The sequence below is a fragment of the Micromonospora sp. bgisy143 genome, from assembly GCF_057708145.1.
In genome coordinates, this window is the sequence record NZ_JBYIRN010000028.1 from 39,910 (window position 1) to 65,497 (window position 25,588).

Sequence of the window (25,588 nt, forward strand, 5' to 3'; positions counted from 1 at the left end):
TGGCGGTCCGCCCCGGATCGGTATCGCGCCCCAGGAGAGCTGACGTAAGGATGAGGTGAATGCCCTGGTCACCGCGCGACGCACTACAGTGCTCGGCTGTGCGCCCGGCCGACATCCTCGATCAACTCGACGCCGCAGCCGAGGACTTCCACTTTCCGGACCTCGACAACGGCTACTCCTACGCCGTTGACGCCCGGCTGCACGGATATCGGGATGCCGGGCGATGGGCGCTCGTCGTCGAGACAATCGGCTACTCGCCACGGGCCGGCAACCTCACTGACGTGCTCCACGTGTTCGGCAACTGCCTGACCAGCGGCGAACCTGGCACCGACAACGGCGACTTCCTCGACCGGGTCGACAACTGGGACGAGATCGAGGACCCGGACGAGCCAGAGACGTACCGGGGAGGCCCCGTGGTGCTTCGCGGTCGGGACATCGGCGTTGCCGGCGAGTCAGGTGAGGATCTGGTCGACGTGCTGCGTCGGCTTGTCCCGCGTCATCGCGAGCTTCTCCTGGCGGACGAACGGGAACTGCGCCGCCGAATCCCCGTCGACCTGCCCGAGGTCCTGCGGCTGGACGAATGGCACCACCCCGACCTGGCCGGCGGTACCCGTCCGAGTCAGTCCGAGACGTTCCGCCAGATCGCCGATGTCCTGGCGACCGGCGATCTCGGGCTCTACGCGCCCGAAGCGCAGCCGAACACACACTGGTCCCACTGGCCGGAGTCGGGGAGCCTGTAGTCGCCGATCACCGCCGATGGTCAGGCGCTTGACCGCGTGACATTGATTCGCTTGGCTACCCTCGCGCTTGAGACCCCCCTCAAGAGCGGGAGACAGCCATGTCCTTCGGTACCGCCGTGAAATCGGTCCTCAGTCAGTACGTCGGCTTCACAGGTCGAGCCCGCCGCTCTGAGTACTGGTGGTTCTTTCTGTTCACCGTCCTTGTCAGTATCGTCGCCTCCGTCCTGGACAACGCACTGGGACTGACCTTTGCCGACGATTCGTCAAACGGTTTCATCGGTCTTGTCGTCTCCCTGGCGCTGCTGCTGCCGACGCTGGCTGTCGCGGTGCGACGCCTGCACGACACCGACAAGACGGGGTGGTGGCTGCTGATCGGCCTCGTGCCGATCGTGGGCGCCATTGTCCTGATCGTGTTCTTCGTTCAGGACGGCACGCCCGGGGCGAACCGGTTCGGTCCCAGCCCCAAGCACTGACCTGTCCGCACCCCTGAATACCCCCGTTCCGGCAGCGCCGCTGGAACGGGGGACGCCTCCGTTTCAGCCCAGGTGCGTACGCAGGAATTCCAGTTCCAGCGGGAGCAGCCGCTCGGCGGTGCCGTTCGCGGCCATGTGGGTGGCGCCGGTCAGCGGCAGCACGGCGTGCGGTCGGCCGGTCGACAGCAGCGCCGCCGACAGTCGCAGCGTGTGCGCGGCCACCACGTTGTCGTCGGCCAGGCCGTGTACCAGCAGCAGCGGACGGGCCTGGTCCGGGCCGGTGACCGGCTCGGCGGCCAACTCGATGAGCGAGTGGTGCGCGTACACGTCCATGCCGTCCTCCGGCAGGCCGAGATACCGCTCGGTGTACGCGGTGTCGTACAGCGTCCAGTCGGTGACCGGGGCGCCGGCGATGCCGCACTTGAACAGTTCCGGATGGCGCAGCACGGCCAATCCGGCCAGCCACCCGCCGAACGACCAGCCGCGGACGGCCACCCGGCCGAGGTCCAGGTCCGGGTGCTTGCCGGCGAGCGCGGTCAACGCGTCGATCTGGTCGGTGAGGATCACGTCGGCCAGTCGCCGGTGGATCGCCTTCTCGAACGAGGGGGCCACTCCCGGCGTACCCCGGTTGTCGATGGTGACCACCGCGAACCCGGCGTCGGCCCACCACTGCCGCTCCAACCACGCGGCCCGCGCCGCCACCACCTCCTGGTGGCCCGGCCCGCCGTAGATGTCCAGCAGCACCGGCAGCCGCCGGCCCGTCACATGGTTGTCCGGGTAGAGCACCGCCGCCGGCAGCCGCCGGTCGGTCACCCGTTCCAGCAGCGGCAGCGGAGAGTACGGCGGCTCGGCGGCCAGCGACCGCAGCTCGGTGAGTTCCTGGCCGCCGCGCGACACGGTCCAGCGCACCCCGGCGTGGTCCAGCGATGCAGTCCCGACCACCAGCACGTCCCCGCCGACGGCCGCCGTGTGCCAGCCCGAGTCGGTGGTGAGCCGCCGGGCGTCCACCCCGCCGCCGATGGTGGTACGGACCCGGAACAGGTGCCGCTCGCTGGGCTCGCCGTCGCTCGCCTCCACCAGCAGGTCGGCGGGACCGCTGACGGCCGGCAGCCGACCGACCACCCGCCGCACGTAGAGCGAGGGTGGGGTGAGCAGCGTGCCGTCGGCGAACAGGCACCGCGCGTCGTACCCGTCATGGGCCAGCTCGCCGCCGACCAGCACCCGGCCGTCGGGCAGGTGCGCCGGCGTGCCGGCGATCGGCTCCACCCAGCGCGGGTCGGCCAGCTCGGCGTGCACCTGCGTCTCGCCGGTGCGCGGGTCCACCGCGAGGACCAGGCCGTGCTGCTGCGAGCGGCGCAGCACGGTGATCAGCGGACTGCCCTCGGCCCAGCTCACCCCGGTCAGGTACGGGTAGGTCTCGCGGTCCCAGTGCACGTCGACCCAGCCGTCGTCGAGGTCCAGCAGGTGCAGACTCACCTCGGCGTTCGGGCCGCCGGCCCGGGGGTACGCGACGGCGGTCGGCGGGCTGCCCGGCTCGGCCGGGTCGTGCAGGTGCCAGCGGTCCAGCCGCGACTCGTCCACCCGTGCGGCGAGCACCGTGCGCCCGTCCGGCGCCCACCAGTAGCCCCGGTACCGGCCGAACTCCTCGGCCGCGATGTGCTCGGCCAACCCCCAGCTCACGCCCGCGTCCTCGCCGGCCAGCAGGGTGTCGGTGCCGTCCGCCTCGATGACCCGCAGCTCACCCCGGCGTACGCCGTCGGCCGCGTCGGTCACGTACGCCAGGCGCTCGCCGGTCGGGTCCGGCCGCGGGTCGAGCACCGGGCCGACCGTGGCCACCTCCACCACGTCGCCGTGCACCAGGTCGGCCCGGAACAGGCGGCCGGCCAGGGCGAACACGGCCACCCGGCCGGCGGCGTCCAACGCGTACGAGCCGATGCCGGCGGCGCTGAGCCGGAGCCGCTCCCGCAGCGCCCGCTCACCGGGGCTGAGCGCCCGCACGTCGCCGTCGTCGCCCAGCAGCGCCGCCGGGTCGGCCACCAGTTGTTCCTCGCCGGTCGCCACGTTCAACAGCCAGAGCGCGTCCGCCGGATCCTCCGGGCCGGCCGAGCGCAGGAAGATCACCCGGGAGCCGTCTGCGGCCACGGAGACAGCCCGTGGCGCGCCGTGGCTGAACCGGCGGGTACGGGCGGCCAGCTCCGGAAAGTCCACAGGCCAAATCGTAGAGCCGCGCCGGACGTGATGTGGCCGACCTGGGCGGACGCGTCCAACGACTCCCGGGCCGGGCTGCCGGTTAGAGTGACCGTCGTGACGACGCTGCCCGACCGCCGCCTGCTGCTGGTCCACGCGCACCCCGACGACGAGTCGATCGGCACCGGCTCGACGATGGCCCACTACGCCGCCGCCGCCGCGCACGTCACGTTGGTGACCTGCACGCTCGGCGAGGAGGGCGAGATCCACGTACCGGCGCTCGCGCAACTCGCCGCCGCCGAGGCCGACCAGCTCGGCGGGTACCGGATCGCGGAGCTGGCCGCCGCCTGCGCGGCGCTCGGCGTCGCCGACCACCGCTTCCTCGGCGGCGCCGGTCGCTACCGCGACTCGGGGATGATGGGCCTCGCGACGAACGAGCACCCCCGGGCCTTCTGGCAGGCCGACCTCGACGAGGCCGCCGGGCACCTGGTGGAGATCATTCGGGAGGTACGCCCGCAGGTGCTCATCACGTACGACCCGAACGGCTTCTACGGCCACCCCGACCACATCCAGGCGCACCGGGTGGCGATGCGCGCCGTCGAGCTGGCCGCCGCCGAGGGCTGCGCCCCGGCCAAGGTCTACTGGACGGCCATGCCGCTCAGCGTGCTGGAGGCCGGCATGTCGCACTTCGCGGAATCCTCGGACAATCCGTTCGCCGGCATCCAGGACCTGGCCGAGCTGCCCTTCGGCACTCCGGACGAGCAGATCGCCGCCCGCATCGACGGCACCGACCAGCACGCGGCCAAGGAGGCGGCGATGCGGGCGCACGCCACCCAGATCCCGGCCACCTCGTGGCTCTACTCGATCGCCGGTAACTTCGGTGGCGAGTTCATGGGCGTGGAGTTCTTCACCCTCGCCGTCGGCACGAAGGGCCCGGGCTTCGGCCCGTACGGTTGGGAGGACGACCTCTTCGCCGGGCTGCCCTCGGCCGGTGCCCAGGATTCCTCGGCCGCAGCGGACGGTCCCTCGCCCGGCACGGACCGCTCCCCGGTCGCGGCGGCCGGTCTCCGGTGACGTTGCCCGCCGCGCCGATGTCGGTCGTGAACGACCAGGACGCCCCGCCCCCGGCGGGGCCGCCCCCGCGAATGCTGGACCTGAGCCTGCGGGTGGCCGGCGCGATCGTGGTGGTGGTGGCCGGCGTGGTGACCGGGGTGTTGGAGCTGCTGCTCGCCACCCTCCGGGTCGGCGGACAGCTCATCGGCGTCTCCGTGCTGCTCGCCGTCGGCGCGAACATCCTGCTGAGCTGGTTCGCGCACGAGGCGGTCGGCCGCCGCTGGGCGGTGGCGCTGCCGGCGGTGCCGTGGTTCGCCCTGATGGCGGTGGCGGCCATCCGCACCACCGAGGGCGACCTGCTGCTGGCCGGCGACAACTGGGTCGGCCTGGCGATGATCGTGGCCGGCGCGATGACGTTCGCGGTGATGGGTTTCCGGCAGATCCTCGCCCCACCGGCGACGCTCGGCGGCTGGTGACGTCACACAGGTCCGAGTGGTAGATATTCCTGCCAGGGAAGCGGCCCCGCGAACGGGGCGTACGGCAGGAGGTCGTGCGATGGACAGACGGTGGCGGACCATCGGGGCGCTCGCGGGAGGACTCTTCGCGGTCAACGTGGTCGCCCGCCTCATCACCCGGTTCGGTTTCGACAGCGACGACGCTGCGGCCGACCGGGTCTCACTGGCGATGTTCGTGGTGATCGGGCTGACCCTGGCCGTGGTCGCGTTCCGCTGGGGACGCGTCCGGCCGCTGGCCGTCTGGGCGGGTGACGTGACCATCGCGGTGGTGCTCGCCATGGCCCTGACCGTGCTGGTCGGGCCGCTGGTCGTCGCGCACAACCCCTTCGCCGGCGGCGCGGGCACGTTCTTCGCCCAGATCTGGCTCTACCTGCTGGCCACCGGCCTCGGGACGCTGGGCGGTTACCTGGTGGCGACGGCCCTCGGTCTCGACTACCGCTCCCAGCAGCTGAAGCGCTACACGGAGGTCAAGGCCGCCAAGCCCCGCCGAGTCGTCCGCCGCTGACCCCGCCCGCGCCGAGCCTGCACTCCGCGCGGAGCCGGAACCTCGCGCCGAGCAGAACCTCGCGCGGAGCCGGAACTTCGCGCGGAGCCGGAACCTCGCGCCGAGCCAGAACCTCGCGCCGAGCCAGAACCTCGCGCCGAGCCGGAACCTCGCGCCGAGCCGGAACCTCGCGCCGATCTTGCACTTTCGGTCGCCGACTTGGGCAGGTCTGCCCTTTTCGTCGCCGCAGAAAGTGCAAGATCGGCGGAGCGAGGAGTCAGCCCTGCGCGGAGCCAGCCCCGCGCGGAGCCAGAACCTCGCGCCGAGCCAAACTCCCTCGCCGATCTTGCACTTTCGGTCGCCGACATGGGCAGATATGCCCTCTTCGTCGCCACAGAAAGTGCAAGATCGGCAGGGCGAGGGCGAGGGCGAGGGCGAGGGTGGCTTAGTGCGGGGCTACTCGGGTTAGGTAGGTGTGGTGGGTGGTGAAGCCCAGGGATTGGTAGAGCGCCAGGGCGGGCGTGTTGCGTTGTTCCACCTGGAGAAACGCGTGGGTCGCGCCGGCCGACCCGCCCCAGGCGGCCAGCTCGCCGATGACGCGCCGGGCCAGTCCCTGCCGGCGGGCGGACGGCAGCACCTCGATCAGGCTGAGGCCCAACCAGCGGCCCTCGCCGGTCACCGTGCCTCGGCCGATCGCCACCAGCGTGCCGTCGACGTACGCGTGGGCGAAGCGGACCTGGCCCACCGCGGTGAGCACGTGTCGGGCGGCGTCCGGTAGCCCGCCCTTGCGGCCGGCCGCGATGGCGAGCCAGTCCGCGCTCGGCGTCGCCACCACCTCGACGACGGCAGCGTCCGGCCTGCCCAGCCCGGCGGCGGCGAGGGGCAGCGGGGCGGTCTGGACGAGGGTCGGTGGGCGGGTGGTCCAGCCGCGCTCGTCCAGTTCGGCGCCGACCGGCGCGGCGAGCGGCAGCGGCGTGTTGATGATCGCGGGCTGACCCCGTTCGGCGTACCAGCGCTCGACCGCGTCGACGGCCGCCGGCAGCGGTCGGTCGGGATCGCCGACCGGCAGCGCCGAATTGGCCCGGCCGGTCCAACCCTCGGCCGAGCGCAGCAGCCAGTCGCCGAGCCGACCGCGGGTCGGGGCGGGCCACGCCTCGTCGGCGGCCCGCTCGAGCGCCACCACCGCCGCGGCCGTCGGCCGGCGGGTCGGCGGTACCCGCTTGGCGCGGTGCACCTGCGCCACCGGGACGCGGAGCGGGCCCTGCGCCGTGGCGAGAGTGAGATGGGTCTCGCTCAGCTCGACCAACTCGCCGAGGGCGTCGGAGAACAGCGGTCGGCCTTCGCGAATCCCCACAATCCGGCGGACTACGATCCGATGTCCCACATCCTGCTGTCGGAGCACGATCGACCCCCTCCCCGGCGAGATACTAGGCTCTTACCGTCGCGGGAGATCGCGGCGCGTCTTGCGGAGGAGAAGACCGGTGACCTACATCATCGCCGAGCCGTGCGTGGATGTGCTCGACAAGGCATGCATCGAGGAATGCCCGGTCGACTGCATTTACGAGGGCAACCGGATGCTCTACATCCACCCCGACGAGTGCGTCGACTGTGGTGCCTGTGAGCCCGTCTGCCCGGTGGAGGCGATCTTCTACGAGGACGACGTCCCGGAGCAGTGGAAGGACTACACCGGCGCGAACTACGAGTTCTTCGAGGACCTGGGCTCGCCCGGGGGCGCCTCGAAGATCGGCAAGGTGGAGAAGGACGCCACCTTCGTCGCCGCGCAGCCGCCGCGCGGCGAGGGCCACTGAACCGGCCCGCGCCGGTCTCGGCACGGCTGCCCGAGTTCACCTGGGACACCCTGGACGCCGCGGCCACACTGGCCGCGGCGCATCCGGATGGCCTGATCAACCTCTCCATGGGCACACCGGTCGACCCGGTCCCGGCGGTGATCCGACAGGCGTTGGCCGACGCGTCCGACGCTCCGGGCTACCCGCTGACCGCCGGGACCCCGGCGCTGCGCGACGCCATCGCCGCGTGGGTGGCCCGGGCCTGTGGCACGGGGGTCGACGGTCTCGGCGTGCTGCCGACCATCGGCTCCAAGGAGTTGGTCGCCTGGCTGCCCACCCTGCTCGGCATCGGCCCCGGCGACGTGGTGGTCGTGCCGTCGATCGCGTACCCGACGTACGAGGACGGTGCCCGGCTGGCCGGCGCGACCGTGGTCCGCGCCGACTCGCTCACCTCGGTCGGGCCGACCTCACGGGTCCGGTTGGTCTGGGTCAACTCGCCCGGTAACCCGACCGGCCGGGTGCTGCCCGCGGCGCACCTGCGCAAGGTTGTCGACTGGGCCCGGGAGCGCGGCGCGGTGGTCGCCAGCGACGAGTGTTACCTGCCGCTGGGCTGGTCGGCCGAGCCGGTCTCGGTGCTGTCACCGCAGGTTTGCGGCGGCGACTACACCGGCGTGCTCGCCGTGCACTCGCTCTCCAAGCGGTCCAACCTCGCCGGGTACCGGGCCGGGTTCGTGGCCGGCGATCCGGCCCTCGTCGCCGAGCTGCTGAAGATCCGCAAGCACGCCGGCATGATCGTGCCCGCGCCGGTGCAGGCCGCGATGGTGGCCGCCCTGCGGGACGAGGAGCACGCCGTCGAGCAGCGGGAGCGTTACCGCGCCCGGCGTGAGGTGTTGAGCGCGGCGTTCACCGAGGCCGGTTTCACGATCGAGCACTCGGAGGCGGGCCTCTACCTCTGGCTCACCCGGGACGAGGACTGCTGGCAGACCGTCGACTGGCTGGCCCGGCGCGGCATCCTGGTCGCTGCCGGCGTCTTCTACGGTCCCGCCGCCCAGCGGTACGTGCGGGTGGCGCTGACCGAGTCCGACGAGCACGTCGCCGCGGTCGCGGCACGCCTCGCCGAAGCCTGACCGCGCTCCGGGCGGCCGACCCCGTGCGGTCGAACGCCCGGCGGGCGTCAGTCGCTGATCCGGCCGAAGACCCGCAGCAGGGTGTCCCGGCTCTGCTTCTCCAGCAGCTCGCTGCTCATCAGCTCCTGCATGGCGACCACCCGGCCGTCGTGCAGGGTCAGCTCCGCCTTCAGCGGCACCTGCCGCTTGACGTCCACGGAGGCGATCTCCTCGTACGGCAGGAACGTGTGCCGGGTCGCCAGCTCCGCGATCGGCACCGACTCGACGAGTGCGCGCAGCCGCGTCTCGCCCTGGCTGGCCTTGCCGGGGTCGGCGACCAGGACCAGCCCTCGGTCGAGGATGAGCACGTCGTGCTCGATGCCGTCGATCTTGATGTTGGCCAGCGCGCCGATCAGGTCGGCGTCCCGCCCGGAGACCCGCTCCTCCACCACGGTCGCGTCGGACGGGTCGACGCCCAGCTCCGCCAGGCGGGCCAGCGCCACGTCCAGGGTCTGCGGCGCGACGGCCAGCTTGGCGATCTCGGCGAGGTCCCAGGGTTGCCCGTCCGGGCCCACGAGCTGCGCCGGACCGGACCAGGAGAGCTGCCAGTGGGCCCCACCGGAGCGGACGGCCGCGTTGTCCAGCAGCGTCTCCATCGGTCCGGCGAACCGGGCGGCCGCCTCCTTGCGGGTCGCGTCGTCGAAGAACTGCTCGGCGAACTCACCCAGCCGACCGGAGTTGACCAGCTCCAGCACGGTCGTGAGGCCCGGCGTGGTGACACCGGTGAAGCGCCCCGCGGCCCGGTAGATGCCGTCCGCCCGCTGCTGCACCATGGCCGCCACCGCCGCGGCGGTGAACTGCGTCCAGGGAAGCACCTCACGGCTGCCGTGGTCGACCACGAGACCCTGCAACTGCCGGCCGGCGTTGTCGATGTCGGCGAGCAGCAGCGCGGCCGGCCGGTCGTCCGGCGTGACCGCCCCGGCCGGCAGGTCCGCCATCGCGGCAACCCGGACGCCGATCGGCGGGTGGGTGTCCCACGGCGACGGCTTCCGCTCGGGGGCGTTCTCCCGCACCTCGGCCAGCTCGTCCCGGCGGGCGTCGAGCAGCTTGCCGAAGCCGCCGAAGAGGTCGTCCGGCGCGAACCCGGCAGACCAGCCTCCCTCGACGTACCGGCGCATGAAGAAGGCCCAGGCGGCGCCCAGCGCCGGCAGCGTACGCAGCGCGGAGGCCGCGGCGTCGTGGCCGGCCAGCAGTACGGAGGAACGGTCGGCCTCCAGCTCCTGCCGGCGTGACGCGGCGTTGTCGACCATCAGGTAGAGCTTCGAGTAACCCTTGAAGACCCAGCCGATCGGGTTGCGCGAACTGATCCGGTCCAGCGTCTCCGCGATGGCCAGCCGACCCCGGTACGCCACGCCGCCGAGCCGGGTGTGCTTGCCGGAGTAGTGGCCCAGCTCGTGGGCGAGCACCGAGCGGAGCTGGTCCACCCGCATCGCCTGGAGCAACGGCAGTCCGACGTACAGGGTGCGCCGCCCGCCGACCAGGCCGAGCAGTCGGCTCTGCTCGGCGACCGCGGCGTTCACCTCGGGCACCAGCCGGATCTCGTCCGGGGCGCGGGTACCGACCGCGGTGGCCAGCTCCCGCACGGTGGCCCACAGGTCCGGCGCCGCATCCTCGGTGAGGACCAGGCCGGGCGCCGGCTCGTTCTTCGTTCGGATCGCGCGCCACAGCCCGGCGGCGACCGCCCCCAGCGCGACGACCAGGGGCAGCAACAGCTTCCCGGTGACGAGCCCGTTGGTGTGGCCGTACAGCCAGAACCCGAGCGCGACGACGGCGGCGAGCTGTAGGAGCGCGACGACGTAGAAGCCGATCAACATGACCACCGAGGCGAGTGCCCGGTATGTCGCGGACATTTGATTTCCTCCCGCTGTTCGCCCGCATCCAGACGGCGGGCGGCGGAGCGGACCGTACGACGATGATCAGCAGTGGACAACCCCCTTCCGGATCGGCCTTCGCAAGATCTACGATCTGCCGGGTCTTCGACGGGGTGAGAGGAAACACGGCATGTGGCCGTTCCGACGTAGTGGCAAGCAGGTGGCCGTTCCCACGTTGGTCGTGGACCCGGCGGAGGGCGACCCGACCGCGCGGGCGCTGCGGGAGGCGGGTGAACGCCGGGACTGGGGCACCATCCGCGATCTCCTCACCCCGGTGACCGACCCGGACGACCACGCCTTCTACGTCTCGGCGCTCGCCGACACCGACGGCCTCCAGGACTGGATCGGCGAGTGGGTCGAGGCCGAGCCCCGCTCGACGCTGCCGGTGCTGGTGCGTGGGGCGCACGCGGTCTACTGGGCCTGGGAGGCGCGCAGCGGCGCCCGCGCCTCGCAGGTGAGCCAGGATCAGTTCAAGGAGTTCTGGCGACGGCTGCGGATGGCCGAGAACTCCCTGGACGAGGTGGCCGACCGCGACCCGGACGACACCACCGCGCGCACGTTCCTGGTCACCTCGGCGCGTGGCCGGCAGGTGGACCCGGAAGAGGCCACCCGGCGCTTCGACGAGGTGGTGGCCCGGCATCCGGCGCACCGGATCGCGCACGAGCAGATGCTCCAGTACCGCTGCCACAAGTGGTTCGGCAGCCACGAGGAGATGTTCGAGTTCGCCCGGGAGGCCGTGGCGAAGTCGCCGGCCGGCTCGCCGCTGGGGCACCTGATCGTCGTCGCGCACCTGGAGAAGTGGCTGGACCTGCCCGTCGGCGAGGACGAGGAGTACCTGGACGACGACGCCGTACGCGCGGAGATCAACGCCGCCGCCGACCACTCCGTACGCCACCCCGACTACCGACGCCGGCCTGGCTGGGCGAGTGTGCACAACACCTTCGCCATGGGCTTCTCGAAGGTGGGGGACCTGCGCTCCGCGGCCGGCCAGTTCGAGGTGATCGGCGACCAGGTGACCAGTTGGCCCTGGCAGTACATCAACCGAAATCCGGTGATCCCGTTCGTCGCGTGGCGGGACGACGCGATGGCCGCCGAGGACTGACCGGCGTCCGGGTCTCCGAGCGATATCCTCAGCGCCGGACCTGGTCGGGGCCGTGCCGGTCCCGTACCCCAGCAGGAACGTCGAGGTGTGCGGATGGTGGACAGGCCCGGCGCACGGGTACGGGCGGCGGTGGTCGGCACCGGCCTGATCGGTGGCTCGGTGCTGCTCCGGATGCACGCCGCGGGCGTCGACGTGACCGGTTGGGATCCTGACGAGGAGACCCGGCGACGGGCCCGAGGGCTGGGCGTACCCGCTCCGGACCTGTTGGCCGAGGCGGTGGCCGACCGGGACGTGGTGTTCCTGTGCGGGCCGCTGCCCACCCTGCCGGCGACGCTTGTCGAGATGGTGGCGATGACCGGCGAGAGTTGCGTGCTGACCGACGTCGGCAGCACCAAGGAGGAGGTGGCGGCGATCGCCGCCACGTCCGGCCTGACGGACCGGTTCGTGCCGGGGCACCCGATGGCCGGCACCGACCGGGCGGGCCTGACGGCCGCCGGGCCGGATCTGCTGGCCGGTGCCGCCTGGGTGCTGTGTCCGGCACCGGGCGCGGCGACACCCGCCTTCCGTTGGCTGACCGGCCTGCTGGTGGAGCTGTTCGACGCGCGGGTGGTGCCGATGTCCCCGTCCGCGCACGACGCGGTGGCCGCGCTCGCCTCGCACGTGCCACACCTGCTGGCCGGCGCTTTGGCCGGGGCGACGCAGCGGTCGCCGCTGCGCGACGCGGTGTTGGCGCTGGCCGCGGGCAGCTTCTCCGACGGCACCCGGGTCGCCGGGACGCCGGCCGAGCGGACGGCCAACATGCTGCTCGGCAACCGGGCGCGGGTGCTGGACGGGTTGGCCGAGGTGCGGGTACTCCTGGACGAGCTGGCGGACGCGCTGCGGTCCGCCGACGCGACCGGGTTGACCGCGAGGTACGCGCAGGCCGGCGCGGCGCGGTCGGCGCTGCGGGAGCGACGGTTCGCCCCGGCGGACCGGGACTTCCCGGCCGACGGGGACCATACCGACGAGGTGGCCTGGCTGTGCGAGCTGGGCGCTGCCGGCGGTCACCTGACGGGCTGCCGGGTCGGTCCGGACGTCGTCTCGTATCCGGCGCTGCTGCCGCTGGCTGACTAGGGCCTGCTGCAAAGAAACTGGCGGGCCGGCGGCTTCGGATACCGCACCGGTCTCCGAACGCGACCGAGCCTTGCCGGCTCGCCGCCCGGACTTCGCCTCGGCTCGACCGCCCTCATGAAACAGGCCCTAGGCTGGCAGGCATGGCGACGGACAGCCCGGTGGTACAGGTGCGCGGAGAGGCGACCCGGGAGGTGCCGCCCGAGTTGGCCCGGTTCGCGGTCACCGTGACGGCTCGCGGCCGGGATCGGGAGGCGACGCTCACCCAGTTGGCCGAGGGAGCAGCCGCCGTCCGGGTGCTGCTGGACGGTTCCGAGCCGGCGGTGGCCCGGCGGGAGACCGGCGACCTGTGGGTCCGGCCGCAGACCAAGCGCTCGGGCGAACGCGTGGTGGGCTGGCTCGGCAGCGTCACCACCACGGTGACGGTCACGGACTTCACCGCGCTCGGTGAGCTGATGCTCCGGCTCGCCGACCAGGACCAGGTCCAGGTTTCCGGCCCCTGGTGGGAGCTGCGCCCGGACAGCCCGGCGTACCGCGAGGCGCGACACGCAGCGATCGGCGACGCGCTGCTGCGCGCCCGGGAGTACGCCGAGGCGCTGGGCGCCCGGGTCACCGCGCTCGTCGAGCTGGCCGACGCCGGTCCGGCCGACCGCCCGATGTTCGCCCGCGCGGCGTACGACGTCGGGGGCGGTGCCGGCGGTGGTGTCCCCGAGTTGGAGTTGGATCCGCAGCCGCAGACCGTGCAGGCGGCGGTGCAGGCCCGGTTCACGATCAGCGATCCGGTGCTCGGCTGATGCCGCCGGCCCGGGTGCTGGCCATCGACGAGCTGGTGGCGCGGGCGCGGTCACTGGCCGATGCCGGTCCGCGGCAACTGCTCGGCATCACCGGGGCGCCCGGTGCGGGGAAGTCCACCCTGGCCGAGCGGATCGTGGCCGAGGTCGGCGCGACCGCGCGGCTGGTGCCCATGGACGGCTTCCACCTGGCCCAGGCCCAGCTGGAACGGTTGGGCCGTGCCGACCGCAAGGGCGCCATCGACACCTTCGACGCCAACGGGTACGCCTCGCTGCTGCGCCGGCTGCGTCGGCTGGAGCCGACCTCGGTGTACGCGCCGGAGTTCCGCCGGGAGCTGGAGGAGCCGGTGGCCGGGGCGATCGAGGTGCCGCCGTCGGTTCGCCTCGTGGTGACCGAGGGCAACTACCTGCTGGTGCCGGACCCGCCCTGGGAGGAGGTCCGCACGTTGCTGCACGAGGTGTGGTTCCTCGACCTGGACGCCGAGCTGCGCCAGCGTCGGTTGACCGCCCGGCACGAGGCGTACGGGCGGACACCCGAGGAGGCCCGGGCCTGGGCGCTGGGCAGCGACGAGACCAACGCCGCTCTCATCACCCCGACGGCCGTGCACGCCGACCTGGTGGTCCGCCTGCCGGAGGCGCCGGCACCCTGATCGCGCGGCGGGCGCGGGTCAGTCGAGGTCGCGGACCGGTCGGGCCGGGTTGCCGACGGCGACGACGTTGGCGGGTAGGTCCCGGGTGACCACCGCGCCCGCGCCCACCACGGTGTTCGCGCCGACCGTGACTCCCGCCAGGACGATCGCACCGCCGCCGAGCCAGGCGTTGTCGCCGATGGTGATCGGCTTGGCGGCCTCCCACTTGTCGCGGCGCGGGCCCGGCTCCACCGGGTGGGTCGGGGTGAGCAGCTGCACGTTCGGTCCCACCTGGACGTCCGCGCCGAGGGTGATCGGGGCGACGTCGAGGAAGACCGCGTGGTAGTTGACGAAGGTGCGTGGCCCGATCCGGATGTTCCAGCCGTAGTCGCAGTAGAACGGCGGCCGGATCCAGGTGTCCTCGCCCAGCTCGCCGAGCAGGTCGTCCAGGGCCGCGAGTCGGGCCGCCGGGTCGGCCGCCGAGCTGGTGTTGAAGCGTTCCATCAGGCGGGCGGCCCGGTCCAGGTCGGCGACGAGTTCGGGGTCGTCGGCGAGGTAGGGCTCACCCGCCAGCATCCGGTCCTTCATCGAGGTCACCCGGTCGATGATGCCGGCTGGCCGTCGGGTCGGTTGGTCGCTCCGTCATATTTTGGACCCCAATTTTGCATACCAAGTATGCAACCATGACGGTGGTCAATGCGTCTCCACTGGTATCGACGCTCCACCGAGGAGGATCCGTTGCATCGACGTCGAAGGATTTCCGCCGCCATCGCCGTGGCCGCCCTCGTCCTGGGCAGCCCGGCGGTCGCCACGGCCAGCCCGCCGCGTACCCCCTCCACTCCCGCCGCCCCGGCCACCGTGAGCCCGGCCGCCGGGAAGACCGTCACCCTGCTCACCGGGGACCGGGTCACCGTCACCGACTCCGGAGCCGCCTCGGTACGCCCCGGCCCGGGGCGTACCCACCAGCGGTTTCTCACCACCCGCGACCACGGCCACCTGACCGTGCTGCCCCAGGACGCCCTGCCCCTGGTCCGCGAGGGCCGGGTCGACCGGCGGTTGTTCGACGTGACCGGGCTGATCGCCGCCGGCTACGACGACGCGCGCCGCGCCGACCTGCCCGTGCTGGTCACCGCGAGCGCGGGCGCGCGGAGGGCGGCGGCGCCGACCGGGCTCACCGTCACGACCGAACTGCCCGCCATCGGCGGGTTCGCCGCCACGGCCGACAAGCAGCGGGCCACCGCCGTCTGGGCGGCTCTCACCGGCACCGGCGCCCGCATCGGCACGGCGGGGGGTGCCGATCGGATCTGGCTCGACGGGCTGCGGCAGGTCAGCCTCGACCACAGCGTGCCGCAGATCGGCGCGCCCGCCGCGTACCAGGCCGGCTTCACCGGTCGCGGGGTCCGCGTGGCGGTGCTCGACACCGGCATCGACGCCAGCCACCCCGACCTGGCCGGTCGGATCGCGCAGGCGGAGAACTTCACCGAGGCCACTGACACCGGCGACCCCGTCGGTCACGGCACGCACGTCGCCTCGATCATCGCGGGCAGCGGCGCCGCGTCGGGCGGCAAGTACCACGGTGTCGCCCCGGATGCCACGCTGCTCAACGGCAAGGTCTGCGAGGAGTACGGCTGCCCGGACTCGGCGATCCTGGCCGGCATGCAGTGGGCGGCCGTCGACCAGCACGCAGACGTGATCAACATGAGTCTGGGCGGCACGGACAGCCCCGACGTCGACCCGCTGGAGGAGGCGGTCGAGTCGCTGACCGCGCAGACCGGCGCGCTCTTCGTCCTCGCCGCCGGCAACGACGGTACGGACGGCTCGGTCGGCTCACCGGGTAGCGCCGAGGCCGCCCTCACGGTCGGTGCCGTGGACCGCGACGACGCCCTCGCCGAGTTCTCCAGCCGGGGCCCGCGCGTCGGCGACGGCGGGCTGAAGCCGGACATCACCGCGCCCGGCGTGGAGATCGTCGCGGCCCGCGCCGACGGCACGCTGCTCGGCGAACCGGTGGGGGAGAAGTACATGACCCTCTCCGGCACCTCGATGGCCGCGCCGCACGTCACCGGCGCGGTGGCGCTGCTCGCCCAGCAGCACAGCGGGTGGACGGCGGCCCAGCTCAAGGCGACCCTGATGGCCTCGGCGAAGCCGCACCCGGAGCAGACCGCGTTCCAGCAGGGCGCCGGCCGTGTCGACGTGGCCCGCGCGATCACCCAGCGGGTGACCAGCGCGCCGGTCAGTGTCTCCTTCGGGCAACCGGCCTGGCCGCACGGGGACGACACCCCGGTCACCCGGAAGGTCGACTGGCACAACGACGGCCCGGACCCGCTCACCCTGGACCTGAGCCTGGAGGTGACCGGTCCGGACGGTCAGCCCGCCCCGGCGGGCATGTTCGCCCTCGGCGCGGGACAGGTCACCGTGCCCGCCGGCGGCACCGCCGGCACCACGGTCACCGTGGACACCCGGGTCGGTACGGACGGCTACTGGACCGGCCGGATCGTGGCCCGCTCCGGAGCCGCCGTGGCGGTCACCCCGGTCGCCGTGAACCGGGAGGTGGAGAGTTACCAGCTCACCGTCCGGCACGTCGACGCCGGCGGTGCGGTGCCCGAGGACTACGTCACCGCGCTCGTCGACCTGGACACCCTCACCAGCCGCAACCTGTACGACGCGGACGGCACCGTCGAGGTCCGGGTACCCAAGGGACGGTACGGTCTGGCCAGCATCATCTTCGCCGGTGAGAGCGGCGCGGCCCAACTGGCCCAGCCCGAGCTGGTGCTCGACCGCGATGTCACGGTCACCGTCGACGCCCGCCGGGCCCGGCCGGTGCGCACCACCGTCCCGGAGCGTACTGCCGTCCCGGACCTGGTCGACATCAGCGCGAACTTCGTCGGCGTCGACGACGGCGGGTACGGCTTCGGTCTGCTCGCGTTCGACTTCACCGGCCTGGCCACCGGCAACCTCGGTCGGGCGGTCCCCGGCGCACGGTTCTTCGCCACGGTGAGCAGCCAGTGGCGCAAGCCCGAGGTGGCCAGCAGCCCCTACCTGTACGCGCTCAGTGAGAAGATCCCCGGCCGGATGCCGACCGGCTTCGACCGGAACTACCGCGCCCGGGACCTGGCCACGGTCACCCACGAGTTCCGGGGCGGGTACGCCGGGCTGGTCGCCGAGCGGGTGGTCTTCCCGCACCTCGAACCGGATTTCGGCGGTTGGGCCACGGTCCTGCCGACGGCGGTACCCGGACAGCGGGTAGAGCACTACAACACCAACGGCCTGCGCTGGTCCTCGGAGCTCAGCTTCGGGGTGCCCACCGAGGACGGCTGGACCGACACGAAGGCGATGCTGGTCGCCGAATCGACGGCGTACCGGGCTGGCCAGCACGTCCGGGAGACCTGGAATACCGCGCCGTACGGGCCGTCCTTCCCGCCGCCGCGCTGGGCGGGTCAGGGCGTCTCGCGGCTGGGCGACCAGATCCAGGTGAGCATCCCGCTGCACGGCGACGCGGACGGCCACCTCGGCGGGTCGGTCACCGACACCGGCCGGACCGCCCTCTACCGCGACGGTGTCCTGGTGCAGGAGCTACCGGACCCGGGGGACGGGCAGTTCACCGTGCCGCCCGGCGCGGCCACCTACCGGTTGGAGGTGTCCGCGAAGCGGAGCTTCACCGACCTGAGCACCGAGGTCGGCGCGGCATGGACGTTCCGGTCCGGGCATGTGCCGGGCGACGACCACCGGTACCTGCCGGTGTCGGCGATCTGGTTCACGCCGCCGCTCGGTCGGGACAACGCGGCACCGGCCGGTACCAGCCTGGTCATCCCGGTGCAGGTGCAGCGGCAGCCCGGTGCGCCGGCTGCGCGTCTGACCGGGTTGAGCGTGGACGTCTCCTACGACGGCGGGCGCACCTGGCAACCCGCCCGCGTCCGGCACGGCGGGCACGGGTGGACGGCCACCGTCCGGCACCCGGCCGGCCCCGGCTACGCGTCCCTGCGGGCCACCGCCCGGGACGCCGCCGGCAACACGGTGACGCAGCGGATCATCCAGGCGTACCGGTTGCGTTGAGGCGTACCCCCGGCGGGTCCGCGGCCTACCGCCGCGGACCCGGCGGGGACGTCAGTCGTTGGCGTGCAGGGCGGCGTTCAGTTCGATGCCCCGGCCGGTGCGCGGGCGGGCCTCCAGCGCGCCGTTCACCGAGTTGCGCCAGAACAGCAGGCCGTCGACGCCGGACAACTCGCGGGCCTTGACCACCCGGCCGTCCGGCAGCGTGATCTTGGAGGCGGCGGTGATGTAGCAACCGGCCTCGACCACGCAGTCGTCGCCGAGGGAGATGCCGACGCCGGCGTTCGCGCCGATCAGGCTCCGCTCGCCGATGCTGACCTTCTCGGTGCCGCCGCCGGAGAGGGTGCCCATGATCGAGGCGCCGCCGCCGATGTCGGAGCCGTCGCCGACCAGCACGCCCTGCACGATCCGCCCCTCCACCATCGAGGTGCCCACGGTGCCGGCGTTGAAGTTGACGAAGCCCTCGTGCATCACGGTGGTGCCGGCGGCCAGGTGCGCGCCGAGCCGGACCCGGTCCGCGTCGGCGATCCGCACGCCGGCGGGCACCACGTAGTCGGTCATCCGGGGGAACTTGTCCACCCCGTACACCGACAGGTGCCGGCCGGCGGCCCGCTCGATCACCCGCAGCTCGTCCACCCGCTCCGGCGGGCACGGCCCGGCGGAGGTCCAGGCCACGTTCGCCAGCTTGCCGAAGATGCCGTCGAGGTTGAGCTGGTTGGGCCGCACCAGGCGGTGGGAGAGCAGGTGCAACCTCAGGTACGCGTCGGAGGCGTCCTTGATCGGGTCGTCCAGCGAGCCGATCACGGTGACCACCTGCACGGTACGCAGACCGGGCAGCGGCCGGTCGCCCAGCGCGCCCGGCGGCAGGTCCAGCACGTCCGACTTGTCCTCACCGGCGACCAGCGGCAGCTCACCCAGGCCCAGCTTGCCGGTCGGGTACCAGGTGTCGAGCACCTGCCCGTCGGCGGTGACGGTGGCCAGGCCGATGCCCCAGGCGGAATCTGCGGACGTCACTGTTAACCCTCTCGGTCGCGGCCACGCCGGCCTCGGCTCGCTCCTCGCGCTGACAGACCTGAAGGTACCGTGCGAACCATGGAGAACCCGCTGACCCCCGAGGTCCTCGCCGATCCGGTGCAGCTGACCCGCGTACTGGTTGACATAGAGTCCGTGTCCCTCAACGAGAAGGCGATCGCCGACTGCGTCGAGGAGGTGCTGCGGGGCGTACCGCACCTGTCCACCCACCGGCACGGCAACACGGTGATGGCGCGTACCGACCTGGGCCGCTCGCAGCGCGTGGTGCTGGCCGGTCACCTCGACACCGTGCCGCTGAACAACAACTTCCCGTCGACCATGCGCGGCGACCTGATGTACGGCTGCGGAACCTCCGACATGAAGTCCGGCGTCGCGTACGCGCTGCACCTGGCCGTGACGCTGCCCGACCCGCGCTACGACATCACGTACTTCTTCTACGAGGCCGAGGAGATCGAGTCCCGGTACAACGGGCTGAACCTGGTCGCCCAGGCGTTCCCGGAGTGGCTGGAGGCGGACTTCGCGGTGCTGCTGGAGCCGACGTACGGCATCGTCGAGGCGGGCTGCCAGGGCACCATGCGCTCGGTGGTCACCACGACCGGCGTACGCGCCCACTCGGCGCGTTCCTGGCACGGGGTGAACGCCATCCACGGCGCCGGGGAGGTGCTGCGCCGCCTCCAGACGTACGAGGCGCGCCGGGTCACCATCGACGGCTGCGACTACCGCGAGGGCATGAACGCGGTACGGATCAACGGTGGGGTGGCCGGCAACGTCATCCCGGACCTCTGCGAGGTCGAGGTCAACTACCGGTTCGCCCCCGACCGGACCCCGGCCGAGGCGGAGGCGCACCTGCGTGAGGTGTTCGCCGGCTTCGAGGTGCGGGTCACCGACTCGATCGCGGGCGCCCCGCCCGGGCTCAGCGCCGCCCCGGCGAAGGAGTTCCTGGCGGCGGTCGGCGCCGCCCCGATCGGCAAGCTGGGTTGGACGGACGTGGCCCGGTTCGCCGCCATGGGGATTCCCGCGCTGAACTTCGGCCCGGGCGATCCGAACCTCGCCCACCACCCCGACGAGCACGTCGAGATCAGCAAGATCCGCGACGGCGCGGCGACCCTGCACCGCTGGCTCGCGCCCGCCTGATCCCGGTCACCCCCGTTGCCGGTGACCAAGAGGTTCGCGTCAGCCTGGCCCGTTGTCGGCGGCGCGAACCTCTTGGTCGGCTCCGGAGGGAGCGGCGGCGGGCGAGAAGGCGGGATCGAGGGCGCGGGTGCGGCGGCGCTCGGCCACCACGTCTCGGATCCGTCGCTGCATCTGTCGACGGATCCGGATCATCTCGCTGTTGCTGATCACGCTGTCTCCTCCCCCGAAGGCGCGCGCCGGGGCATACCCGGTATGTGAATAGTAAGACGTACGGGACCGCCAAATAGTTGCCCTTGATCGCGAACTATTTCTCCGGCTCCCCGCCCCGGACCCCGACGGTGTGCCGCTCCACTACGGTTGCTGCATGAGCCAGAACAACGGGCGGGAGGCCGGCCGCGGTCCCGGACAGGAGCGGCACCGGGGCGCTGTCACGCTGCGGCGGGGTGCCATCCCGAACAGCACCGCCGACCAGCGGCTGCTGGATTCGCGCGGACGCGGCGACTGGAAGACCAAGGACGCCTGGCGTGCCCTGCGCATCCTCTCCGAGTTCGTCGAGGGTTTCGACACCCTCGCCGACCTGCCGCCGGCCGTCAGCGTGTTCGGTTCGGCCCGCAGCGGTCCGGAGACCGCCGAGTGCCGGCTCGCCGAGGAGTTGGGTGGCGCGCTCGCCCGAGCCGGCTACGCGGTGATCACCGGTGGCGGGCCGGGCGTGATGGAGGCCGCCAACCGGGGCGCCACCGAGGCCGGCGGGCTCTCCGTCGGGCTCGGTATCGAGCTTCCGTTCGAGCAGGGCATCAACGACTGGGTCGACCTGGCCATCGACTTCCGCTACTTCTTCGCCCGCAAGACGATGTTCGTCAAGTACGCGCAGGCGTTCGTGGTGCTGCCCGGTGGGTTCGGCACCATGGACGAGCTCTTCGAGGCGCTGACCCTGGTGCAGACCGGCAAGGTCACCCGGTTCCCGGTCGTGCTCATGGGGGTCGCCTACTGGCAGGGGCTGCTCGACTGGCTGCGCGACACGATGGCCGCCACCGGCAAGATCGGCCCGGTCGACCTGGACCTGATCTGTCTCACCGACGACGTCAACGCGGCCGTCCGGCACATCGTCGAGGCCGAGGCGGCGCTCTCGGCCGAGCAGGAGGCCGTCCGCGACGAGGCCGTGGCGCGGACCGGCGCCGACCAGCAGGCCGCCGCCGAGCAGTCCGCCGACCGGCCCCGGGAGAGCTGATGGCCGCCGTCTGCGTCTTCTGCGCCTCCTCCCGTACCCTCGACCAACGCTGGCTCGACCTCGCCACCGAGACCGGCGCGGAGTTGGCCCGGCGCGGGCACACGCTGGTCAGCGGCGGGGGCTGCGTCGGCATGATGGGCGCGGTGGTCGACGGCGCCCGGGCCGCCGGTGGGCGCACGGTGGGTGTCATCCCGCAGGCGCTTGTCGACCTGGAGGTCGCCGACCTGGCCTCGGACGAACTGCTGGTGACCGACACGATGGCCGACCGCAAGACGTTGATGATCGACAGGTCGGACGCCTTCCTCGCGCTGCCCGGCGGTCTGGGCACCCTGGACGAGCTGTTCGAGGTCTGGACCACCGCCACCCTCGCGCTGCACGCCAAGCCGATGGTGCTGATCGACACCGACGGCTTCTACCGGCCCCTGCTGGACTGGCTGCACACCATCACCGACCAGCACTTCCTCAAACCGGCCGGCCTCGACCTGCTGACCGTGGTCGGCACGGTCCCCGAGGCGCTCAAGGCGCTGGAGTCCCACCTACCCTGACTCCGAGCCACCGCGTCGGTCGTGCGGGTGGCGGCAGGGCCGTCGGCGTGTCGTGCCGCCACCCACACGACCGACGCGACGGCGTGGGGTGGGGTTGCTGTCGTAGGGGGGTGATGGGATTTGGTGATGCAGGCGTACCGGTTGGTGCGGCGGCCCGACGGGCCGGCGCTGGGGGACGGGGCCGCGTCCGGTGACGGTGCTGTCGTCGCCACCGGCCAAACGGGCCCACGCTGGCACGCCGATCCCGTCCAGACCGAGATCGTCGGCCACACCGACGGGCCGATGCTCGTCGTCGGTGGTCCCGGCACCGGCAAGACCAGCACCCTCGTCGAGGCGGTCGCCGCCCGGGTCGCCGAGGGGGTCGACCCGGAACGGATCCTCGTGCTGACCTTCGGCCGTCGTGGCGCCACCGCGCTGCGCCAACGTATCGAGGCCCGGGTCGCGCAGGACGGCTACCGGGTGCTGCGTGAGCCGCTGGTGCGTACCTTCCCGGCGTACGCCTTCGGGCTGCTGCGCCGCGCCGCCGCCGAGCGTGGCGAACCGTCACCCCGCCTGCTGACCGGCCCCGAGCAGGATCTGATCATCCGTGAGCTGCTCGACGTGGTGGGCGAGACGCCCGAGGACGACCCGGTCGGCTGGCCCACCGACCTGCGTCCGGCCCTGCGCACCCGGGCCTTCGCCGGCCAGCTGCGTGACCTGCTCATGCGCGCCGCCGAACGCGGTGTGGGTCCGGGCGACCTGGCCCGGCTGGGCGAGCGGCTCGGTCGCGCCGACTGGCCGGCCGCCGCGCGCTTCCTGCGGGAGTACGTCGAGGTGCTCGCGCTGCGCGACGTCAGCAACCGGGGTTCGATCGCGTACGACCCGGCCGAGCTGGTCCGGGCCGCCACCGGTCTGCTGCGCGACGACGAGGAGCTGCTGGCCGCCGAGCGCCACCGCCTCGCCCACGTGTACGTCGACGAGCTGGCCGACAACGACCCCGCCCAACTCGAACTGCTCTCGGTCATCGCCGGCGGTGGCAAGTCGCTCGTCGCGTTCGCCGACCCCGACTCCTCCACGTACGCCTTCCGGGGCGCCGACCCGGCCGGTGTGTCCACCTTCCGGCACCGGTTCCGGACGGCCTCCGGAGCACCGGCCGCGCAGGTGCTGCTGAACACCTCGTACCGGGCCGGGCCGGTCCTGCTCGACGCGATGGCCCGGTTGGGCCGCCGGCTCCGCGGTCCGACGGCGCACCGCCGGCTGCGTCCGCTGCCGGACGCTCCCGCCGGCGTGGTCGAGGTGCACACCTTCCGGTCGGCCACCAGCGAGGCCGCCTGGCTGGCCCACATGCTGCGCTCGGCCCACCTGCTCGACGGTGTGCCGTGGTCGCGGATGGCGGTGCTGGTGCGCTCCACCGCCCTGCAACTGCCGACCCTGCAACGCGCGCTGCACGCCGCCGGCGTACCGACCGTGGTGCACGGCGAGGACCTGCCGCTGCACCTGCAACCCGCGGTGGCGCCGCTGCTGCTCCTGCTGCGGTGCGCCCTCGAGCCGGACCGGCTGGACGAGGAGGCCGCGGTCGCGCTCCTGCACTCGCCGCTGGGTGGCGCGGATCCGCTTGCCGAACGGCGGCTGCGGCAGGGGCTGCGCGCCCTGGCGCTGGCCGGGGGCGACCGCCGTCCGTCCGGCGAGCTGATCGTCGAGGCGTTGCGCGACCCGACGGAGCTGGCCGGTATCGACCGGCGCTGGGCGGAGCCGGCGCAGGCGGTCGCCGGGCTGCTGGCCACCGCCCGGGACGCCGCCGCCCAACCCGGTGCCACCGCCGAGACCGTCCTCTGGGAGGTCTGGGACGCCAGTGGGCTGGCCGAGCGCTGGGCCGGCGCGATCGCCCAGGGGCGGCCGGTGGCCGGCGAGGGCGACCTGGCCCGGCGTCGGCGGGCCGAGGCGGCCGACCGCGACCTGGACGCCGTGCTGGTGCTCTTCGACGCGGCGGCCCGCTTCACCGACCGGCTACCCGGCGCGCGTACCGAGGTCTTCCTCGACCACGTGCTCGCGCAGGACCTGCCGGCGGACACCATCGCGCCGACCGCCGACCGGGGCGCGGCGGTACGACTACTCACCGCGCACGCCGCGAAGGGTCTGGAGTGGGACCTGGTGGCGATCGCCGGCGTCCAGGAGGGCATCTGGCCGGACCTGCGCCTGCGCGGCAGCCTGCTCGGTTCGGAACGGTTGGTCGACGTCCTGGCCGGCCGGTCCGTCGGGGGCGCCCGGGCCGCGAACGTGGTGGGCCAGACCTCGGCGCTGCTCGACGAGGAGCGCCGGCTGTTCCACGTCGCCATCAGTCGGGCCCGGCACCGCCTGCTGGTCAGCGCGGTGGCGTCGGCGGCGGTCGGTGGCGACGACCACGAGGAGCAGCCCAGCCGGTTCCTGCACGAGCTGGGTCCGATCGCCCCGCCGAACCCGCCCGCCCCGCCCACCGCCCCGCCGAACCCGCCCGCCCCGCGCACCGGCCCGACCGGTGGTGGGCCCGCCACCGACGCCTCCACCAGCAGCGCGGTCGGCAACGGCGGGGCCGCCACCGACGCGGCCGTCGGTGGTGGTGACGGTCTGGCCGACGAGGACGACGGGCCGGCCGAACCGGGTGCGTTGCCGGTCACCCGGCCGCCCCGGGCGCTCACCCTGCCGGCGCTGGTCGCCGAGCTGCGTATCGTCATCATCGACCCGGCCGCGCCGGCGGCCCGGCGGCGCGCCGCGGCGGCCGAGCTGGCGCGGCTCGCCGCCGCCGGAGTGCCCGGCGCGCACCCCGACGACTGGTGGGGGCTGCGCGCGCTCTCCGACGACCGGCCCCTCGTCGACGACGGGGAGCCGGTGCGGGTGACACCCTCGGCGATGGAGAGCGCGCTGCGGTGCAGCCTGCGCTGGCTGCTGGAACGGCACGGCGGAAGCGGCCCGACCAGCACCGCGCAGGGCGTGGGCAACCTGGTGCACGCCGCCGCGATGCTCGCCGAGGACGCCAGCGCCGACCGGGGTGCCCTGCTCGACTACGTGGCCGCCCGGTTCGACGCGATCGAGCTGGCCGCCCGCTGGATGGCCGGGCCCGAGCGCGAGCGCGCCGAGGCGATGGTCGACAAGCTGCTGCGCTGGCTGGCCACCAACCCGCGCCGGCTGCTCGCCATCGAGCACGAGTTCGCGGTGCGCCTGGACGATCCGCACCGTCCGGTCGAGCTGGCCGGGCGGGTCGACCGGCTGGAGGTCGACGAGGCCGGCCGGCTGGTGGTGATCGACCTCAAGACCGGCAAGTCGACCGCGGTCACCGGCAGCGAGCTGGCCGAGCACCCGCAGCTCGGCGCGTACCAGGCGGCGGTCGAGGCGGGGGCGTTCGCCGAGTTCGGCGACGAGTCCGGTGGTGCGGCGCTGGTGCAGCTCGGCACGTCGGCGAAGGACGCCCGGGAGCAGAACCAGCCCGCGGCGGGGGAGGGGCCGGCGGCCGGCTGGGCGACGGCGCTGGTCCGGCGGACCGCCGATACGATGGCAGCCGCCACGTTCGCCGCGGTGGCCAACTCCAAGTGCCGGGTCTGCCCGGTGCGGACCAGCTGTCCGGTCTCCGGGCAGGGACGCCAGGTGGTCGAGCCGCCGACCGTCCGTCCCCCGGAGAACCCGTGAGGGCGAGGAGTGAGCCGGTGTTGCGAGCCCCGCAGTCCCGAACTGAGATGACACA

General features: G+C 73.1%; 22 protein-coding genes. 16 read left to right on the forward strand and 6 right to left on the reverse strand.

Annotated elements, in window-relative coordinates; all coding sequences use genetic code 11:
• Nucleotides 1-98: 98 nt before the first annotated feature.
• Complete coding sequence (locus tag AC3EN4_RS26165; protein WP_435208593.1) at nucleotides 99-740, forward strand: DUF7003 family protein; 642 nt, start codon at nucleotides 99-101, stop codon at nucleotides 738-740.
• A gap of 98 nt (nucleotides 741-838) precedes the next feature.
• The gene (locus AC3EN4_RS26170) at nucleotides 839-1,213 is read left to right on the forward strand and encodes a DUF805 domain-containing protein (protein ID WP_422736812.1); all 375 of its coding nucleotides are present in this window, start codon (nucleotides 839-841) and stop codon (nucleotides 1,211-1,213) included.
• Between the two features lie 63 nt (nucleotides 1,214-1,276).
• Here the strand turns inward: AC3EN4_RS26170 and AC3EN4_RS26175 are convergent, their stop codons facing one another.
• Complete coding sequence (locus AC3EN4_RS26175; protein WP_435208595.1) at nucleotides 1,277-3,421, reverse strand: S9 family peptidase; 2,145 nt, start codon at nucleotides 3,419-3,421, stop codon at nucleotides 1,277-1,279.
• A gap of 87 nt (nucleotides 3,422-3,508) precedes the next feature.
• Between AC3EN4_RS26175 and mshB the strand changes: the two genes are divergently transcribed.
• The 3 genes from mshB (at nucleotide 3,509) to AC3EN4_RS26190 (ending at nucleotide 5,473) form a co-directional block, all read left to right on the forward strand.
• Complete coding sequence (gene mshB / locus AC3EN4_RS26180) at nucleotides 3,509-4,474, forward strand: N-acetyl-1-D-myo-inositol-2-amino-2-deoxy-alpha-D-glucopyranoside deacetylase (protein WP_435208597.1); 966 nt, start codon at nucleotides 3,509-3,511, stop codon at nucleotides 4,472-4,474.
• 17 nt (nucleotides 4,475-4,491) lie between these two features.
• Nucleotides 4,492-4,929 carry a hypothetical protein gene (locus AC3EN4_RS26185; protein ID WP_435208644.1) on the forward strand — a complete coding sequence of 146 codons (438 nt, stop codon included), beginning with the start codon at nucleotides 4,492-4,494 and terminating at the stop codon, nucleotides 4,927-4,929.
• A 79-nt stretch (nucleotides 4,930-5,008) separates the two neighbouring features.
• A complete protein-coding gene (locus AC3EN4_RS26190; RefSeq protein WP_435208599.1) occupies nucleotides 5,009-5,473 on the forward strand; it encodes a hypothetical protein in 465 nt (154 codons plus the stop codon).
• Between the two features lie 424 nt (nucleotides 5,474-5,897).
• Here the strand turns inward: AC3EN4_RS26190 and AC3EN4_RS26195 are convergent, their stop codons facing one another.
• Nucleotides 5,898-6,854 carry a GNAT family N-acetyltransferase gene (locus AC3EN4_RS26195; protein ID WP_435208601.1) on the reverse strand — a complete coding sequence of 319 codons (957 nt, stop codon included), beginning with the start codon at nucleotides 6,852-6,854 and terminating at the stop codon, nucleotides 5,898-5,900.
• A 79-nt stretch (nucleotides 6,855-6,933) separates the two neighbouring features.
• Between AC3EN4_RS26195 and fdxA the strand changes: the two genes are divergently transcribed.
• Together fdxA and dapC are read left to right on the forward strand one after the other, a co-directional pair.
• A complete protein-coding gene (gene fdxA / locus AC3EN4_RS26200) occupies nucleotides 6,934-7,260 on the forward strand; it encodes a ferredoxin (protein WP_007464872.1) in 327 nt (108 codons plus the stop codon).
• A complete protein-coding gene (gene dapC / locus AC3EN4_RS26205; RefSeq protein ID WP_435208646.1) occupies nucleotides 7,257-8,366 on the forward strand; it encodes a succinyldiaminopimelate transaminase in 1,110 nt (369 codons plus the stop codon). The genes fdxA and dapC overlap by 4 nt, the downstream gene beginning before the upstream one ends.
• Nucleotides 8,367-8,413: 47 nt before the next feature.
• On the opposite strand, the gene AC3EN4_RS26210 is transcribed toward dapC, so the two are convergent.
• A complete protein-coding gene (locus AC3EN4_RS26210) occupies nucleotides 8,414-10,255 on the reverse strand; it encodes a M48 family metallopeptidase (protein ID WP_435208602.1) in 1,842 nt (613 codons plus the stop codon).
• Nucleotides 10,256-10,406: 151 nt separating this feature from the next.
• On the opposite strand from AC3EN4_RS26210, the gene AC3EN4_RS26215 reads away from it, so the two are divergent.
• The 4 genes from AC3EN4_RS26215 (at nucleotide 10,407) to AC3EN4_RS26230 (ending at nucleotide 13,929) form a co-directional block, all read left to right on the forward strand.
• Complete coding sequence (locus AC3EN4_RS26215) at nucleotides 10,407-11,378, forward strand: DUF4034 domain-containing protein (protein WP_435208604.1); 972 nt, start codon at nucleotides 10,407-10,409, stop codon at nucleotides 11,376-11,378.
• A gap of 93 nt (nucleotides 11,379-11,471) precedes the next feature.
• Nucleotides 11,472-12,491: a prephenate dehydrogenase gene (locus AC3EN4_RS26220; RefSeq protein ID WP_435208605.1), complete on the forward strand. Its 1,020-nt coding sequence runs from the start codon at nucleotides 11,472-11,474 to the stop codon at nucleotides 12,489-12,491.
• A gap of 140 nt (nucleotides 12,492-12,631) precedes the next feature.
• Nucleotides 12,632-13,282: an SIMPL domain-containing protein gene (locus AC3EN4_RS26225; protein WP_435208607.1), complete on the forward strand. Its 651-nt coding sequence runs from the start codon at nucleotides 12,632-12,634 to the stop codon at nucleotides 13,280-13,282.
• Entirely contained in the window at nucleotides 13,282-13,929 is a 648-nt protein-coding gene (locus AC3EN4_RS26230; protein WP_435208609.1) for a nucleoside/nucleotide kinase family protein, read from the forward strand. The genes AC3EN4_RS26225 and AC3EN4_RS26230 overlap by 1 nt, the downstream gene beginning before the upstream one ends.
• An 18-nt stretch (nucleotides 13,930-13,947) precedes the next feature.
• Here AC3EN4_RS26230 and AC3EN4_RS26235 read toward each other — a convergent pair whose 3' ends face one another.
• On the reverse strand, nucleotides 13,948-14,505 hold the full coding sequence (locus AC3EN4_RS26235; RefSeq protein WP_435208611.1) for a sugar O-acetyltransferase: 558 nt from the start codon (nucleotides 14,503-14,505) through the stop codon (nucleotides 13,948-13,950).
• Between the two features lie 177 nt (nucleotides 14,506-14,682).
• On the opposite strand from AC3EN4_RS26235, the gene AC3EN4_RS26240 reads away from it, so the two are divergent.
• Nucleotides 14,683-17,958 (forward strand): S8 family serine peptidase, encoded by a 3,276-nt coding sequence (locus tag AC3EN4_RS26240; protein WP_435208648.1) that lies wholly within the window; start codon nucleotides 14,683-14,685, stop codon nucleotides 17,956-17,958.
• A 51-nt stretch (nucleotides 17,959-18,009) separates the two neighbouring features.
• On the opposite strand, the gene dapD is transcribed toward AC3EN4_RS26240, so the two are convergent.
• Nucleotides 18,010-18,969: a 2,3,4,5-tetrahydropyridine-2,6-dicarboxylate N-succinyltransferase gene (gene dapD, locus AC3EN4_RS26245; RefSeq protein WP_435208612.1), complete on the reverse strand. Its 960-nt coding sequence runs from the start codon at nucleotides 18,967-18,969 to the stop codon at nucleotides 18,010-18,012.
• 78 nt (nucleotides 18,970-19,047) lie between these two features.
• Between dapD and dapE the strand changes: the two genes are divergently transcribed.
• Nucleotides 19,048-20,121: a succinyl-diaminopimelate desuccinylase gene (dapE, locus tag AC3EN4_RS26250; protein ID WP_433535600.1), complete on the forward strand. Its 1,074-nt coding sequence runs from the start codon at nucleotides 19,048-19,050 to the stop codon at nucleotides 20,119-20,121.
• Between the two features lie 39 nt (nucleotides 20,122-20,160).
• Here dapE and AC3EN4_RS26255 read toward each other — a convergent pair whose 3' ends face one another.
• On the reverse strand, nucleotides 20,161-20,331 hold the full coding sequence (locus tag AC3EN4_RS26255; RefSeq protein ID WP_422736799.1) for a hypothetical protein: 171 nt from the start codon (nucleotides 20,329-20,331) through the stop codon (nucleotides 20,161-20,163).
• Nucleotides 20,332-20,485: 154 nt separating this feature from the next.
• On the opposite strand from AC3EN4_RS26255, the gene AC3EN4_RS26260 reads away from it, so the two are divergent.
• The 3 genes from AC3EN4_RS26260 (at nucleotide 20,486) to AC3EN4_RS26270 (ending at nucleotide 25,533) form a co-directional block, all read left to right on the forward strand.
• Entirely contained in the window at nucleotides 20,486-21,349 is an 864-nt protein-coding gene (locus tag AC3EN4_RS26260) for an LOG family protein (protein ID WP_435208615.1), read from the forward strand.
• Nucleotides 21,349-21,894, forward strand: a complete 546-nt coding sequence (locus AC3EN4_RS26265; protein WP_422736797.1) for an LOG family protein — start codon at nucleotides 21,349-21,351, stop codon at nucleotides 21,892-21,894. The genes AC3EN4_RS26260 and AC3EN4_RS26265 overlap by 1 nt, the downstream gene beginning before the upstream one ends.
• Nucleotides 21,895-22,020: 126 nt before the next feature.
• Entirely contained in the window at nucleotides 22,021-25,533 is a 3,513-nt protein-coding gene (locus tag AC3EN4_RS26270) for an ATP-dependent helicase (protein WP_435208616.1), read from the forward strand.
• Nucleotides 25,534-25,588: the final 55 nt, after the last annotated feature.